We start from the raw sequence: 14137 nt of genomic DNA, 5'->3' as shown, positions 1-14137 counted from the left end.
AATCGGTGGAGCTGCATGACAAAGTCATCGGGCATTATCTGAACATAAAACACTATCAATAAGTTGGAGTCATTACCTAATTCAGTTACTCGTTTTTGCTGGCGTCAGACTTTATATGCCGGCATTAAGCGATAAAATTATTAATCACAACACTGCGGCAGGAATGTTTATGGGAACCGCCGCGCTGGCTGGCGGTATTTTTAACGCAGCTTGTATGACATGGTAATGGACGATCATGGCCAGAAAACGCAAATCAAGAAATAACAGTAAAATTGGTCACGGAGCGATCAGTCGCATTGGTAGACCGAATAATCCTTTTGAACCGCGTCGCAATCGCTACGCACAAAAATACTTAACGTTGGCGCTAATGGGCGGTGCCGCTTTTTTCGTATTGAAAGGTTGTGCCGATAGCGGCGATGTCGATAACGACGGCGACGGAACGTTTTACTCGACAGTGCAGGATTGTATTGATGACGGTAATAATTCAGATATCTGTGCGCATGGCTGGAACAACGCCAAAGCGGCGTTTTATGCCGATGTTCCGAAGAATATGACTCAGCAGAATTGTCAGTCTAAGTATGAAAATTGTTACTACGACAACGTTGAACAGAGTTGGATCCCGGTTGTTTCTGGATTTTTGTTAAGCCGGGTTATTCGTAAAGATCGCGACGAGCAGTTTGTGTATAACAGCGGCGGTTCCTCTTTTGCTTCGCGCCCCGTCTGGCGCAACACTTCTGGTGATTACTCCTGGCGCTCCGGTTCTGGCAAAAAAGAGTCTTATTCTTCGGGCGGCTTTACCACCAGAAAAGCGTCGACCGTTTCGCGCGGCGGCTATGGTCGTTCTTCCAGCGCCCGTGGGCATTGGGGAGGCTAATCATGCTGAGACACAACGTTCCTGTGCGGCGGGATCTGGACCAGATCGCCGCTGATAACGGTTTCGACTTTCATATCATCGACAATGAAATCTATTGGGACGAGAGTCGGGCTTACCGTTTTACTCTGCGCCAGATTGAAGAGCAGATCGAAAAACCGACTGCGGAACTGCATCAGATGTGCCTTGAGGTGGTGGATCGCGCGGTTAAAGACGAAGAGATCCTGACGCAACTGGCGATCCCGCCGTTGTACTGGGATGTGATCGCTGAAAGCTGGCGCGCACGCGATCCTTCGCTGTATGGCCGGATGGATTTTGCCTGGTGTGGTAATGCGCCGGTGAAGCTGCTGGAGTACAACGCCGATACGCCAACCTCGTTGTATGAATCGGCTTATTTCCAGTGGCTGTGGCTGGAGGATGCGCGGCGCAGCGGCGTTATTCCACGTGACGCCGATCAGTACAATGCCATTCAGGAACGCCTCATCTCGCGCTTTAGTGAACTTTACAGTCGGGAGCCGTTTTATTTTTGCTGCTGTCAGGACACCGATGAAGACAGGAGTACCGTGCTGTACTTGCAGGACTGCGCCCAGCAGGCAGGGCAGGAGTCGCGGTTTATCTACATTGAAGATCTTGGCCTGGGCGTCGGCGGCGTGCTGACCGATCTTGATGATAACGTCATCCAGCGTGCATTTAAGCTGTATCCGCTGGAGTGGATGATGCGTGACGATAACGGTCCTCTGCTGCGCAAGCGCCGTGAGCAATGGGTGGAGCCGCTATGGAAAAGCATATTGAGCAATAAAGGGTTAATGCCGTTGCTTTGGCGCTTCTTCCCTGGTCATCCTAACCTTCTGGCCTCCTGGTTTGAGGGCGAAAAACCGCAGATTGCCGCTGGCGAAAGCTATGTGCGTAAACCGATCTACTCGCGCGAAGGCGGCAACGTCACCATTTTCAACGGTCAGAATGATGTCGTTGACCATGCTGATGGTGATTACGCCGATGAACCGATGATCTACCAGGCATTTCAACCACTGCCGCGATTTGGCGATAGCTACACACTCATCGGTAGCTGGATTGTCGATGATGAAGCGTGCGGAATGGGTATTCGCGAAGATAACACGCTGATCACTAAAGACACTTCGCGTTTTGTTCCGCATTACATTGCGGGTTAAGAATGTTTTAGCAATCTCTTTCTGTCAGGAATCCATGGCAGTGACCATACTAAGGGTGACTGCCATTGATGGAGGGAGACACAGTGCACTGGCAAACTCACACCGTTTTTAATCAACCTATACCATTAAATAACAGCAACTTATACCTGTCTGATGGCGCGCTCTGTGAAGCGGTAACGCGTGAAGGTGCTGGCTGGGATAGCGATTTTCTAGCCAGTATTGGTCAGCAGTTAGGAACGGCTGAAGCCCTTGAACTGGGGCGTCTGGCGAATGTGAATCCGCCTGAATTATTGCGCTACGATGCGCAAGGACGCCGTCTGGACGATGTGCGTTTTCACCCCGCCTGGCACCTGCTGATGCAGGCGCTATGTACCAACCGGGTGCACAATCTTGCCTGGGAAGAAGACGCTCGCTCCGGCGCATTTGTGGCGCGCGCGGCGCGTTTTATGTTGCACGCACAGGTTGAGGCAGGGTCGTTATGTCCGATAACGATGACCTTTGCCGCCACGCCATTGTTGTTACAGATGCTACCCGCGCCGTTTCAGGACTGGACCACGCCACTGTTGAGCGATCGCTACGATTCCCACTTATTGCCAGGCGGGCAAAAACGCGGCCTGTTGATTGGCATGGGAATGACGGAAAAGCAGGGCGGCTCTGATGTTATGAGCAATACCACACGGGCAGAGCGTCTGGAAGATGGCTCTTATCGGCTGGTGGGGCATAAATGGTTTTTCTCGGTGCCGCAAAGCGATGCACATCTGGTGCTGGCGCAGACCACGGGCGGTCTGTCCTGCTTTTTTGTGCCGCGATTTTTGCCTGACGGGCAACGCAATGCGATTCGCCTCGAACGGCTGAAAGATAAGCTGGGTAATCGCTCTAACGCCAGTTGCGAAGTGGAGTTTCAGGACGCCATTGGCTGGTTGTTGGGGCAGGAAGGAGAAGGTATTCGCCTGATCCTGAAAATGGGCGGGATGACGCGTTTTGATTGCGCCCTGGGTAGCCATGCCATGATGCGCCGTGCATTCTCGCTGGCGATTTATCATGCACATCAACGCCATGTTTTTGGTAATCCATTGATCCAACAGCCTCTGATGCGTCATGTCTTAAGTCGTATGGCGCTTCAGCTTGAAGGGCAAACGGCATTGCTGTTTCGTCTGGCGCGGGCGTGGGATCGACGCGCCGATGCCAAAGAAGCCCTGTGGGCGCGCTTATTCACCCCAACGGCGAAGTTTGTGATTTGCAAAAGTGGTATTCCGTTTGTGGCTGAAGCGATGGAAGTGCTGGGCGGAATTGGCTATTGCGAGGAGAGCGAGCTGCCGCGTCTTTATCGGGAGATGCCGGTAAACAGTATTTGGGAAGGTTCTGGCAACATCATGTGTCTGGATGTGCTGCGCGTTCTCAATAAGCAGGCGGGTGTATACGACTTACTGTCGGAAGCGTTTATGGAAGTGAAAGGGCAAGATCGTTATTTTGATCGTGCGGTTCGTCGATTACAGCAGCAACTGCGCAAACCTACTGAAGAGCTTGGGCGAGAGATCACTCATCAGCTATTCCTGCTGGGTTGCGGCGCACAAATGTTGAAATATGCTTCACCGCCAATGGCACAGGCGTGGTGTCAGATAATGTTAGATACGCGCGGTGGCGTGCGGGTGTCAGAGCAGATCCAGAATGATTTATTACTGCGGGCGACGGGAGGCGTGTTTTTGTAAGCGAGTACGCCTGATACGACGCTGGCGCGTCTTATCTTAGGATCTGTAGGCCGGATAAGGCGCAGGCGCCGCATCCGGCATTGTTTATTCGATGTTGATGACATTCATGCATACAGTATCGCCTGTACGCGCCAGTTATCGGGCTGCTGGTCTTCGTACATGGTAATAATGCGATACCATGATGCCCCCTGTTCATCGGCCTTTAACGCCACGATACGTTCCACGTCCTGCGGATCCCCTGAAATATTGTTAACCGAGATCTGACCTATTTCATTCAGGCCCGTCACGCAGTCAGCACTGGCGAATTCTGCAGACTGTGCCGTGGCGCTCGCAGGATAAGTCACTAATTGTAGCGAGGGTGAGGCAAGTAATTGTTTCATCGTCAGCTCCATTTTTCGTTTCCCCACATGATGCAGGGCATTCCATCGCGGTAATAAACGCCCGAGCTTCCAGCCGGTAATTTATTGTGCACAGGTAAACGCATAGGGACGCAAAGCAATGTAAAGCTGGCTATGTAAGTTGTCTGATTTATTTACGGTATATACTCGTCATACTTCAAGTTGCATGTGCTGCGCCTGCGTTCACTCACCCCAGTCACTTACTTATGTAAGCTCCTGGGGATTCACTCGCTTGTCGCGTTACTCGGCCTGAGGCCTCGCCCTTTCAGGGCCAACGCAAGCGTTGTTCAAAACGCCCCTGCCGTTTTGTCCTGCAACTCGAATTATTTAGAGTATAAAATGGCTTGTGAATACCACTGTCCTGTCACGATGGTTTCATCCACCATGACGACAACGTAATAATCAGCTTTTGCAGCGACAGCTTTCGCTCTGATTTCTGCTAATGCGTCATCCGGAGAGCCCCGAACCATCGTGCTTACGCTGCCTATTCGCTGCAACCCCTGGGTTTGGTCGCGGCGAATCTCTTGCGGATGATCCGTTACTGGCGGCGCTGGCTGTGGCGTACCTTGCAGTGCGCTACAGGCGCTTAACATCAACACCAATAATAAACTGGCAAACCGGGAAATAACGCTATTACGTTTCCTGCTAACCATAGTGTAGTGCCTTATTAATTTAACTTTGGGGGAATGTTCCCGAATTGTTACCTGGTACGCGATTTTCGAATGAAAACTTAGCGAAAGCGTAATCCACATCTCAACATTATGAACTAATACTGCCAGCAGAAACTTGTGCTAAGGATTTGTTCATGTCATACCAGACCCAAAGGAGAAATAGATGATTGAATTAGAATCGCGCGTGCTGGCAGATATTCCCGTTCTTCACGCTTATCCCACAGGGCAAAAAGAAACACCGTTACCATGCGTGATTTTTTATCACGGTTTTACTTCATCCAGCCTGGTGTATAGCTATTTTGCCGTCGCGTTGGCACAGGCTGGTTTGCGGGTGATTATGCCGGATGCGCCCGATCACGGTAGCCGTTTTAGTGGCGACGCACCGCGACGGTTAAATCAATTCTGGCAAATCTTGCTACAAAGTATGCAGGAATTCACTACCTTACGTGCGGCAATAGCCGAAGAAAAATGGCTGCTTGATGAACGCCTGGCGGTTGGTGGCGCATCGATGGGCGCGATGACGGCGCTGGGGATTGCCGCTCGCCACCCCACGGTGAAATGTACCGCCAGCATGATGGGATCGGGCTATTTCTCATCGCTTGCCCGTTCTCTGTTTCCGCCGCTAATACCCGAAACCGCAGCACAGCAGAATGAATTTAATAACATTATCGCGCCACTGTTGGAGTGGGAAGCAACAAACCACCTGGAACAACTCGGGGACAGGCCGCTCCTGCTGTGGCATGGCCTTGACGACGACGTCGTGCCTGCCGACGAATCACTACGTTTGCAGCAGGCATTAAGAGAAACGGGACGGGATAAACAGTTAACCTGTTCATGGCAGCCAGGCGTGCGCCACCGTATTACACCTGAGGCGTTAGATGCCGCCGTGACATTTTTCCGCCAGCATCTTTAAACACGCAGAATGCTGACCCCTTGCGCTTCCAGTTGTTGCAGGATTTCCGGGTTAGCATTTTTGCCGGTGATCAGCATATCGATTTGATCGGCACGGCTAAAGAGCATCCCCGCACGTTCGCCAATCTTACTGCTATCGACCAGCACCACCAGTTTCCCTACCACGCTCAGCATCTTCTGCTCTGCCATTGCTGTCAGCATATCGGTTTTATATAACCCTTCTGCGGTCAGCCCTTTGCCACTGGTAAACATCCAGTGCCCGGCATAGAGACTATTTTCGCTGCCCTGTGGACTTAAGGTGATGGACTGACTTTTGTTATATTGCCCGCCCATGATGATCACGCTTTCATGTTCCTGATCGATCAGGTAATTCGCCAGAGGTAGGTAATTAGTGATGATTTGCACCGGCTTGCCACACATTTCCCGTCCGAGCAGGAACGCGGTGGAACCGCAGTTAATGACCACGCTTTCGCCTGGGTTGACCAGTTGTGAGGCCGCTTTGGCGATACGTACCTTTTCATCGTGATTTTGCGCCTGATGCAGATTCATCGGCGTCCAGCGCGGGCGCTGTTGGGTAATCGCTTCTGCGCCATTGCGCACTTTTTTCAGTTTGCCGCTTTCGTCGAGTTTATTGATATCGCGTCGCGCGGTAGCAGGGGAAATTCCCAGACGCTCAACGACTTTCTCAACAGTCACAAAGCCCAGTTGTGCGAGCATTTCCAGGAGAATTTGATGTCTTTGTGCTTCAGTCATGAGCTATTCCGATAAAATTTGATTTTTTTAGATGATATTTGAAATAGCCAGAAAATACTACGCCGGATAGCGCGAACATCTTTACGCTATCCGGTATAAGCGACAGATTACAGGAACGATTTGAACGGCAGATCCGGTTCAATGGTGAAGCAATCGTCAAAACCGCGCGGATAATGGTACTCGAAATTGTCTTTATCCAGCGGCCATGTGAACTTGCCGCCAACCTGCCAGATAAACGGCTTGAAGCCATATTTCAGACGATCTTTTTTCATCTCCCACAGCACGCGGATCTCTTGCGGATCGGCCTGGAAGTTTGACCAGATATCGTGGTGGAACGGGATAACCACTTTCGCATTAAGGGCTTCACCCATACGCAGCATATCGGCACTGGTCATTTTGTCGGTAATACCGCGTGGGTTCTCACCGTACGAGCCTAACGCCACATCGATCTGATGCTCGTTACCATGTTTCGCATAGTAGTTAGAGTAGTGGGAATCGCCACTGTGATACAGGGAGCCGCCAGGCGTTTTGAACAGGTAGTTCACCGCGCGATCGTCCATGCCGTCCGGCAGTACGCCAGCCGCTTTTTGATCCGCAGGCAGAGTGATCAGTGCAGTACGGTCGAAAGCGTCAAGCGCATGAATTTCAATGTCTTTCACTTTTACTACATCGCCCGGTTTGACCACGATGCAACGTTCTTTCGGCACGCCCCAGCCAATCCATAAATCCACGCAGGTTTTCGGCCCGATAAACGGTACGTCATCAGCGCAGTTCTGCATCACGGCGGCTGCCACGTTCACGTCGATATGATCGTTGTGATCGTGAGTCGCCAGCACCGCGTCGATCTGGCGAATCGCAAACGGATCAAGAACAAACGGCGTGGTACGCAGGTTTGGTTGCAGTTTTTTCACGCCCGCCATGCGCTGCATCTGGTGACCCTGTTTCATCAGCGGGTTGCCGTGACTTTGTTTGCCAGTACCGCACCAGAAATCGACGCAAACGTTGGTGCCACCTTCTGATTTCAACCAGATCCCGGTACAGCCGAGCCACCACATCGCGAATGTGCCTGGTGCGACCTGCTCCTGTTCAATTTCTTCATTCAGCCAGCTACCCCACTCCGGGAAAGTACTCAGGATCCAGGATTCACGGGTGATACTTTTCACTTTACTCATCGCCATTTACCTTCATGATGGTTCAATTTGAATCAATAATTGATTGGTTTTGATTAATCCTGACACTATTTTTTCAGGAAGGCAATGACCATTTTTTGACTTTCGGCCTGGTGAGTTGTTGTGAATTTTGGCTGTGGAAAGATTTAATGGAATGTGTAATCAAATTAACTGAATGAATTTAAATGATTAATTGTTTCTTTATGTGAATCACATACTTTCGTTGTGGAATTATTTGCGTGCCGCGTCACATTTAATCATAAATAATCTTGTTGTGATTACTTTTGAAAATTAGAGTGAGTGCACAACATTCCGGGTGTGTGGAATACCCGGCTACCTCTTCTTCAGGAGATCGTTATGGAGATCCTCTACAACATCTTTACCGTGTTTTTTAACCAGGTCATGACCAATGCCCCGTTACTGCTGGGTATTGTGACCTGTCTGGGCTATATCCTGCTGCGCAAAAGTGTCAGCGTGATTATCAAAGGTACGATTAAAACCATTATTGGTTTCATGTTGTTGCAGGCAGGGTCCGGCATCCTGACCAGCACCTTCAAACCGGTGGTGGCGAAAATGTCGGAAGTTTATGGCATTAACGGTGCGATTTCAGATACCTATGCCATCAATGATGGCCACTATCGAGCGTATGGGCGATGCCTATAGCTGGGTGGGGTACGCGGTGCTGTTGGCTCTGGCGTTGAACATCTGTTACGTGCTGCTGCGTCGTATTACCGGCATTCGCACCATCATGCTGACCGGCCACATTATGTTCCAGCAGGCCGGGCTGATTGCCGTTACGTTGTTTATTTTCGGCTACTCCATGTGGACGACCATTATCTGCACTGCGATTCTGGTTTCGCTCTATTGGGGCATCACCTCCAACATGATGTACAAGCCGACTCAGGAAGTGACGGACGGCTGCGGTTTCTCCATTGGTCACCAGCAGCAGTTTGCATCATGGATTGCTTATAAAGTCGCGCCGTTCCTGGGCAAAAAAGAGGAGAGCGTTGAAGACCTCAAATTGCCGGGCTGGTTGAACATTTTCCACGATAACATCGTCTCCACGGCGATTGTGATGACCATCTTCTTTGGCGCCATTCTGCTCTCCTTCGGTATCGACACCGTACAGGCGATGGCAGGCAAAGTGCACTGGACGGTCTACATCCTGCAAACCGGTTTCTCCTTTGCGGTAGCGATTTTCATCATCACTCAGGGCGTGCGCATGTTTGTGGCGGAACTCTCTGAAGCATTTAACGGTATCTCCCAGCGACTGATCCCTGGTGCGGTTCTGGCGATTGACTGTGCGGCTATCTATAGCTTCGCGCCGAACGCCGTGGTCTGGGGCTTTATGTGGGGCACCATCGGTCAGTTGATTGCGGTTGGCATCCTGGTCGCCTGTGGCTCTTCGATCCTGATTATTCCTGGCTTTATCCCAATGTTCTTCTCCAACGCCACCATCGGCGTGTTCGCTAACCACTTCGGTGGCTGGCGCGCGGCGCTGAAGATTTGTCTGGTGATGGGGATGATTGAAATCTTCGGCTGTGTCTGGGCGGTGAAACTCACCGGTATGAGCGCCTGGATGGGGATGGCGGACTGGTCGATTCTGGCGCCGCCAATGATGCAGGGCTTCTTCTCCATCGGTATCGCCTTTATGGCCGTCATCATCGTCATTGCACTGGCTTATATGTTCTTCGCTGGCCGCGCACTGCGCGCAGAAGAAGATGCAGAAAAACAACTGGCAGAACAGTCTGCTTAATAAGGAGTTTTGATTATGACCGTACGTATTCTGGCTGTGTGTGGCAACGGACAAGGCAGTTCCATGATCATGAAGATGAAAGTGGATCAGTTTTTAACCCAGTCGAACATCGACCACACGGTAAATAGCTGCGCGGTTGGCGAATACAAAAGCGAGTTGAGCGGTGCGGATATCATCATCGCATCCACACATATCGCGGGTGAAATCACCGTGACTGGCAACAAATATGTCGTCGGTGTGCGCAACATGCTCTCTCCTGCCGACTTTGGCCCGAAACTGCTGGAAGTGATCAAAGAGCATTTCCCGCAGGACGTGAAGTAAGGGCGCGCTATGAAATTACGTGATTCGCTGGCGGAAAATAAATCCATCCGTCTACAGGCTGAGGCTGAAACCTGGCAGGAAGCGGTAAAAATTGGTGTTGATCTGCTGGTGGCGGCGGACATTGTCGAGCCGCGTTACTACCAGGCGATTCTGGATGCGGTTGAACAGCACGGCCCGTACTTTGTGCTCGCGCCAGGCCTGGCAATGCCGCACGGACGCCCGGAAGAGGGCGTCAAAAAAACCGGCTTTGCACTGGTGACGCTGAAAAAGCCACTGGAGTTCAACCACGAAGATAACGACCCGGTAGATATCCTCATCACGATGGCGGCGGTCGATGCCAACACTCACCAGGAAGTGGGCATCATGCAAATCGTCAACCTGTTTGAAGATGAAGAGAATTTCGACCGTTTACGTGCCTGCCGTACCGAGCAGGAAGTACTGGATTTAATTGACCGCACCAACGCGGCTGCTTAAGAAGGAATTGAAGATGTCATTACCCATGTTGCAAGTCGCGCTGGACAACCAGACTATGGATAGCGCCTACGAAACCACTCGCCTGATTGCTGAAGAAGTCGACATTATCGAAGTGGGCACCATTCTTTGCGTAGGCGAAGGCGTGCGTGCGGTTCGCGATCTGAAAGCACTCTACCCGCATAAAATTGTGCTGGCAGACGCCAAAATTGCCGATGCGGGCAAAATTCTTTCTCGTATGTGTTTTGAAGCCAACGCTGACTGGGTGACCGTGATTTGCTGTGCGGATATCAATACCGCCAAAGGCGCGCTGGACGTGGCAAAAGAGTTTAACGGTGACGTACAGATCGAACTGACCGGTTACTGGACCTGGGAACAGGCGCAGCAGTGGCGCGATGCAGGCATTCAGCAAGTAGTATATCACCGCAGCCGTGACGCGCAGGCCGCAGGCGTGGCGTGGGGCGAAGCGGACATTACCGCGATCAAACGTCTTTCCGATATGGGCTTCAAAGTGACCGTCACCGGTGGCCTGGCGCTGGAAGATCTGCCACTGTTCAAAGGTATTCCGATTCATGTGTTTATCGCAGGTCGCAGCATCCGTGACGCTGCGTCTCCGGTTGAAGCCGCGCGCCAGTTCAAACGTTCCATCGCCGAACTGTGGGGCTAAGGAGCGGATATGTTGTCCAAACAAATCCCGCTTGGCATCTATGAAAAAGCACTCCCCGCCGGGGAGTGCTGGCTGGAACGGCTGCAACTGGCAAAAACGTTAGGCTTCGATTTTGTCGAGATGTCGGTGGATGAAACGGACGATCGCCTGTCGCGCCTCGACTGGAGCCGCGAACAGCGTCTGGCGCTGGTGAATGCAATTGTGGAAACCGGCGTGCGCGTGCCGTCTATGTGCCTTTCTGCCCACCGTCGTTTCCCGTTGGGCAGTGAAGATGACGCGGTGCGGGCGCAGGGGCTGGAAATTATGCGCAAAGCTATCCAGTTCGCGCAGGACGTCGGCATTCGCGTGATCCAACTGGCGGGCTATGACGTTTACTACCAGGAAGCCAATAACGAAACGCGTCGTCGTTTCCGTGACGGCCTGAAAGAGAGCGTTGAGATGGCGAGTCGCGCGCAGGTGACGCTGGCGATGGAGATCATGGATTACCCACTGATGAACTCCATCAGCAAGGCGCTGGGCTACGCGCACTATCTCAACAACCCGTGGTTCCAGCTCTACCCGGATATCGGCAACCTGTCGGCGTGGGACAACGACGTGCAGATGGAATTGCAGGCTGGAATCGGGCATATCGTCGCGGTGCATGTGAAAGACACCAAACCGGGCGTCTTCAAAAACGTACCGTTTGGCGAAGGCGTTGTGGATTTCGAACGTTGCTTCGAAACGCTCAAACAGAGTGGCTATTGCGGGCCGTACCTGATTGAGATGTGGAGCGAAACGGCGGAGGACCCGGCGGCGGAAGTGGCAAAAGCGCGTGATTGGGTGAAAGCGCGCATGGCCAAAGCAGGCATGGTGGAGGCGGCATAATGCAAAAGCTGAAACAGCAGGTGTTTGAAGCCAACATGGATCTGCCGCGTTACGGGCTGGTGACCTTTACCTGGGGCAACGTCAGCGCCATTGACCGCGAACGCGGGCTGGTGGTGATCAAGCCCAGCGGCGTCGCCTACGAAACCATGAAAGCAGACGATATGGTGGTGGTTGATATGAGCGGTGAAGTGGTAGACGGGCGGTATCGTCCCTCTTCAGACACCGCGACGCATCTCGAACTCTACCGCCGTTACCCGTCGCTTGGCGGCATCGTGCATACCCACTCCACTCATGCCACCGCATGGGCGCAGGCGGGGCTGGCTATCCCTGCGTTAGGCACCACGCACGCCGATTACTTCTTTGGCGACATCCCGTGTACGCGTGGATTAAGCGAAGAAGAAGTGCAGGGCGAGTATGAACTGAACACCGGCAAAGTGATTATCGAAACGCTGGGCGATGCCGAGCCGCTGCATACGCCGGGAATTGTGGTGTATCAGCACGGGCCATTTGCCTGGGGAAAAGATGCTCACGATGCGGTGCATAACGCGGTGGTGATGGAAGAAGTGGCAAAAATGGCGTGGATTGCGCGCGGCATTAACCCACAACTGAATCACATCGACAGTTATCTCATGAACAAACACTTCATGCGTAAGCACGGGCCCAACGCCTATTACGGGCAGAAGTAATCAGTGCGCCCCGGAATTATTACCTCCTGAGGGATGTAATTGGTCTGATTCCGGGGCCTCTTCAGTTAAAAAATCGTATAAACAACAGGTGTTTTTATGACTATCAGTGGATTGTTTGTCAGAACTGATCCGCAACGTCGCCGGTATGGCGTGGCGTTACTGGTGGGGGTTCTTTCAGGAATTATTTCGGCATTTGTTAAATGGGGAGCAGAAGTTCCGTTGCCGCCACGCACATTTTCCGGTGGTCGTGATGAATTTAATCCGCCGTATATCTTTTTACGGGATTATTTAGGCATCGATCCAACACAAACGGTGTATACATTCTCGGAACATATCATTAATCCGGTAATGGTAACGCATATCATCTTCTCACTGGTTTTTGCGATAGGCTATTGTGTTGTCGCGGAAATTTTCCCGAAAGTGAAATTATGGCAGGGGGTATTAGCAGGGCTTATTGTGACAGTAGCAGTTCACGGTATTTTTTGCCCGGCGCTGAATTTAACGCCGCCGCTCAGTCAACTGCCTTTTGACGAATATGCCTCTGAAATTCTTGGGCATATTTTCTGGTTCTGGGTAATAGAAATAATGCGCCGCGACTTACGTAATCGCATTACCCATGAGCCGGACCCGGAAGTCGTTATTCGTTGAATGTCCGCGTAAAAAAGCCCCCTGAGAAGGGGGCAAAGCAAACTATGGCAATATTTCGTTGGTTATACCTGGTGCTAGCGATAAATATCCGCGCTGGCGTGCATGTTGCCGTTACTCCCCGGTTCCCGCATCAGAATCACGTGGTAGTACGTTGCGCCCTGCGCATCGGTCTCTTCATTTAATGCCTGACGTGCTTCACTCTCAGTGGCGAAATTATGATTGATATAAATCACGCCTAAGCTTTGCACATCGTCCATATTTCTGGCCTGGTGGTTATTAATTTCAATAGCTGCCCATGTATTTGCACTTAGCAAAAGCACAGCCAGAAGGGCTAAAACACGACTGAACATAGATACCTCCTCGACGGCTGTCTTTGTACGCGCTCCTCTGTGATGATCTTCTGATTTAATTTTAATCAATGATAAAGAAGTTGATGGTGACCATTTCTGATGCAGTTGTTCAAAAAAATACCGTAATGGAATGTGATGAACTTCAAATCAGCGGGTTAGTACGATTTGGTGAAAGATGAGATTTATTTGTCGGCTGGCCTTGAGTTTAACGGAGCATACCAGTACTATAACGCGTCATTTTTCAGCCGACCTTTAACACGTTCCTTGCCTCCCCGGGATTCGGCTGACCCAGACAGGAGGCTGAATAATCCGTAAGGAGCAATTCGATGCGTCATTACGAAATCGTTTTTATGGTCCATCCTGACCAGAGCGAACAGGTTCCGGGCATGATCGAGCGCTACACTGCTGCCATCACTGGTGCAGAAGGCAAGATCCACCGTCTGGAAGACTGGGGCCGCCGTCAGCTGGCTTACCCGATCAACAAACTGCACAAAGCACACTACGTTCTGATGAACGTTGAAGCTCCGCAGGAAGTGATCGATGAGCTGGAAACTACCTTCCGCTTCAACGATGCCGTTATCCGCAGCATGGTTATGCGTACCAAGCACGCTGTTACCGAAGCATCTCCGATGGTTAAAGCGAAAGACGAGCGCCGTGAGCGTCGCGATGATTTCGCAAACGAAACCGCTGATGATGCTGAAGCTGGGGATTCTGAAGAGTAA

The 14137-nt window shown here is 51.6% G+C and carries 17 protein-coding genes and 2 pseudogenes; 14 read left to right on the top strand and 5 right to left on the bottom strand.

What is annotated here, in order from left to right:
* From FC814_RS23420 to FC814_RS02035, 5 genes and pseudogenes are all read left to right on the top strand, one after another.
* A partial coding sequence (locus FC814_RS23420) for an IS1 family transposase (protein ID WP_071528444.1) occupies nt 1-62 on the top strand: 62 nt, incomplete at its 5' end.
* 14 nt (nt 63-76) lie between these two features.
* Nucleotides 77-226 (top strand): annotated as a pseudogene (locus FC814_RS02050) (DUF350 domain-containing protein); the annotation flags it as partial.
* 9 nt (nt 227-235) lie between these two features.
* A complete protein-coding gene (locus FC814_RS02045; RefSeq protein ID WP_137325436.1) occupies nt 236-874 on the top strand; it encodes a DUF1190 domain-containing protein in 639 nt (212 codons plus the stop codon).
* Nucleotides 875-876: 2 nt separating this feature from the next.
* Nucleotides 877-2040 (top strand): glutathionylspermidine synthase family protein, encoded by a 1164-nt coding sequence (locus FC814_RS02040; RefSeq protein ID WP_137325435.1) that lies wholly within the window; start codon nt 877-879, stop codon nt 2038-2040.
* A gap of 83 nt (nt 2041-2123) precedes the next feature.
* Nucleotides 2124-3749 carry an isovaleryl-CoA dehydrogenase gene (locus tag FC814_RS02035; RefSeq protein WP_137325434.1) on the top strand — a complete coding sequence of 542 codons (1626 nt, stop codon included), beginning with the start codon at nt 2124-2126 and terminating at the stop codon, nt 3747-3749.
* A 104-nt stretch (nt 3750-3853) separates the two neighbouring features.
* Here the strand turns inward: FC814_RS02035 and yjfN are convergent, their stop codons facing one another.
* On the bottom strand, nt 3854-4129 hold the full coding sequence (gene yjfN / locus FC814_RS02030) for a DUF1471 family protease activator YjfN (RefSeq protein ID WP_010348195.1): 276 nt from the start codon (nt 4127-4129) through the stop codon (nt 3854-3856).
* A gap of 341 nt (nt 4130-4470) precedes the next feature.
* The gene (gene bsmA / locus FC814_RS02025) at nt 4471-4800 is read right to left on the bottom strand and encodes a biofilm peroxide resistance protein BsmA (RefSeq protein WP_000254628.1); all 330 of its coding nucleotides are present in this window, start codon (nt 4798-4800) and stop codon (nt 4471-4473) included.
* A 181-nt stretch (nt 4801-4981) separates the two neighbouring features.
* Between bsmA and yjfP the strand changes: the two genes are divergently transcribed.
* Nucleotides 4982-5731, top strand: a complete 750-nt coding sequence (gene yjfP / locus FC814_RS02020) for an esterase (RefSeq protein ID WP_137325433.1) — start codon at nt 4982-4984, stop codon at nt 5729-5731.
* On the opposite strand, the gene ulaR is transcribed toward yjfP, so the two are convergent.
* The gene (ulaR, locus tag FC814_RS02015; RefSeq protein WP_000133636.1) at nt 5728-6483 is read right to left on the bottom strand and encodes an HTH-type transcriptional regulator UlaR; all 756 of its coding nucleotides are present in this window, start codon (nt 6481-6483) and stop codon (nt 5728-5730) included. The genes yjfP and ulaR overlap by 4 nt on opposite strands.
* A 107-nt stretch (nt 6484-6590) precedes the next feature.
* Nucleotides 6591-7655, bottom strand: coding sequence for an L-ascorbate 6-phosphate lactonase (ulaG, locus tag FC814_RS02010; protein WP_001295191.1), 1065 nt, complete (start codon nt 7653-7655; stop codon nt 6591-6593).
* A gap of 354 nt (nt 7656-8009) precedes the next feature.
* Here ulaG and ulaA point away from each other — a divergent pair.
* From ulaA to FC814_RS01975, 7 genes and pseudogenes are all read left to right on the top strand, one after another.
* Nucleotides 8010-9408, top strand: a pseudogene (gene ulaA / locus FC814_RS02005) (PTS ascorbate transporter subunit IIC).
* A gap of 15 nt (nt 9409-9423) precedes the next feature.
* Nucleotides 9424-9729, top strand: a complete 306-nt coding sequence (ulaB, locus tag FC814_RS02000) for a PTS ascorbate transporter subunit IIB (RefSeq protein ID WP_000218362.1) — start codon at nt 9424-9426, stop codon at nt 9727-9729.
* A gap of 9 nt (nt 9730-9738) precedes the next feature.
* Nucleotides 9739-10203, top strand: coding sequence for a PTS ascorbate transporter subunit IIA (gene ulaC, locus FC814_RS01995; RefSeq protein ID WP_000776514.1), 465 nt, complete (start codon nt 9739-9741; stop codon nt 10201-10203).
* A 13-nt stretch (nt 10204-10216) separates the two neighbouring features.
* Nucleotides 10217-10867 (top strand): 3-keto-L-gulonate-6-phosphate decarboxylase UlaD, encoded by a 651-nt coding sequence (gene ulaD / locus FC814_RS01990; RefSeq protein WP_000056760.1) that lies wholly within the window; start codon nt 10217-10219, stop codon nt 10865-10867.
* Between the two features lie 9 nt (nt 10868-10876).
* Nucleotides 10877-11731, top strand: coding sequence for an L-ribulose-5-phosphate 3-epimerase UlaE (ulaE, locus tag FC814_RS01985; RefSeq protein WP_000949498.1), 855 nt, complete (start codon nt 10877-10879; stop codon nt 11729-11731).
* The gene (ulaF, locus tag FC814_RS01980) at nt 11731-12417 is read left to right on the top strand and encodes an L-ribulose-5-phosphate 4-epimerase UlaF (RefSeq protein WP_001170794.1); all 687 of its coding nucleotides are present in this window, start codon (nt 11731-11733) and stop codon (nt 12415-12417) included. The genes ulaE and ulaF overlap by 1 nt, the downstream gene beginning before the upstream one ends.
* A 96-nt stretch (nt 12418-12513) precedes the next feature.
* Entirely contained in the window at nt 12514-13065 is a 552-nt protein-coding gene (locus tag FC814_RS01975) for a DUF1440 domain-containing protein (RefSeq protein ID WP_000155760.1), read from the top strand.
* A 74-nt stretch (nt 13066-13139) separates the two neighbouring features.
* Here the strand turns inward: FC814_RS01975 and yjfY are convergent, their stop codons facing one another.
* Entirely contained in the window at nt 13140-13415 is a 276-nt protein-coding gene (gene yjfY, locus FC814_RS01970; protein ID WP_000492914.1) for a DUF1471 family protein YjfY, read from the bottom strand.
* A gap of 326 nt (nt 13416-13741) precedes the next feature.
* Here yjfY and rpsF point away from each other — a divergent pair, with 326 nt between their 5' ends.
* Nucleotides 13742-14137 carry a 30S ribosomal protein S6 gene (rpsF, locus tag FC814_RS01965; protein ID WP_001216676.1) on the top strand — a complete coding sequence of 132 codons (396 nt, stop codon included), beginning with the start codon at nt 13742-13744 and terminating at the stop codon, nt 14135-14137.

Source organism: Escherichia sp. MR (assembly GCF_005280595.1).
In the GTDB taxonomy this organism is placed as follows: Bacteria; Pseudomonadota; Gammaproteobacteria; order Enterobacterales; family Enterobacteriaceae; genus Escherichia; species Escherichia ruysiae.
The sequence above is the reverse complement of the archived record's forward strand: the minus strand, read 5'-3'. Positions and strand labels throughout refer to the sequence as shown.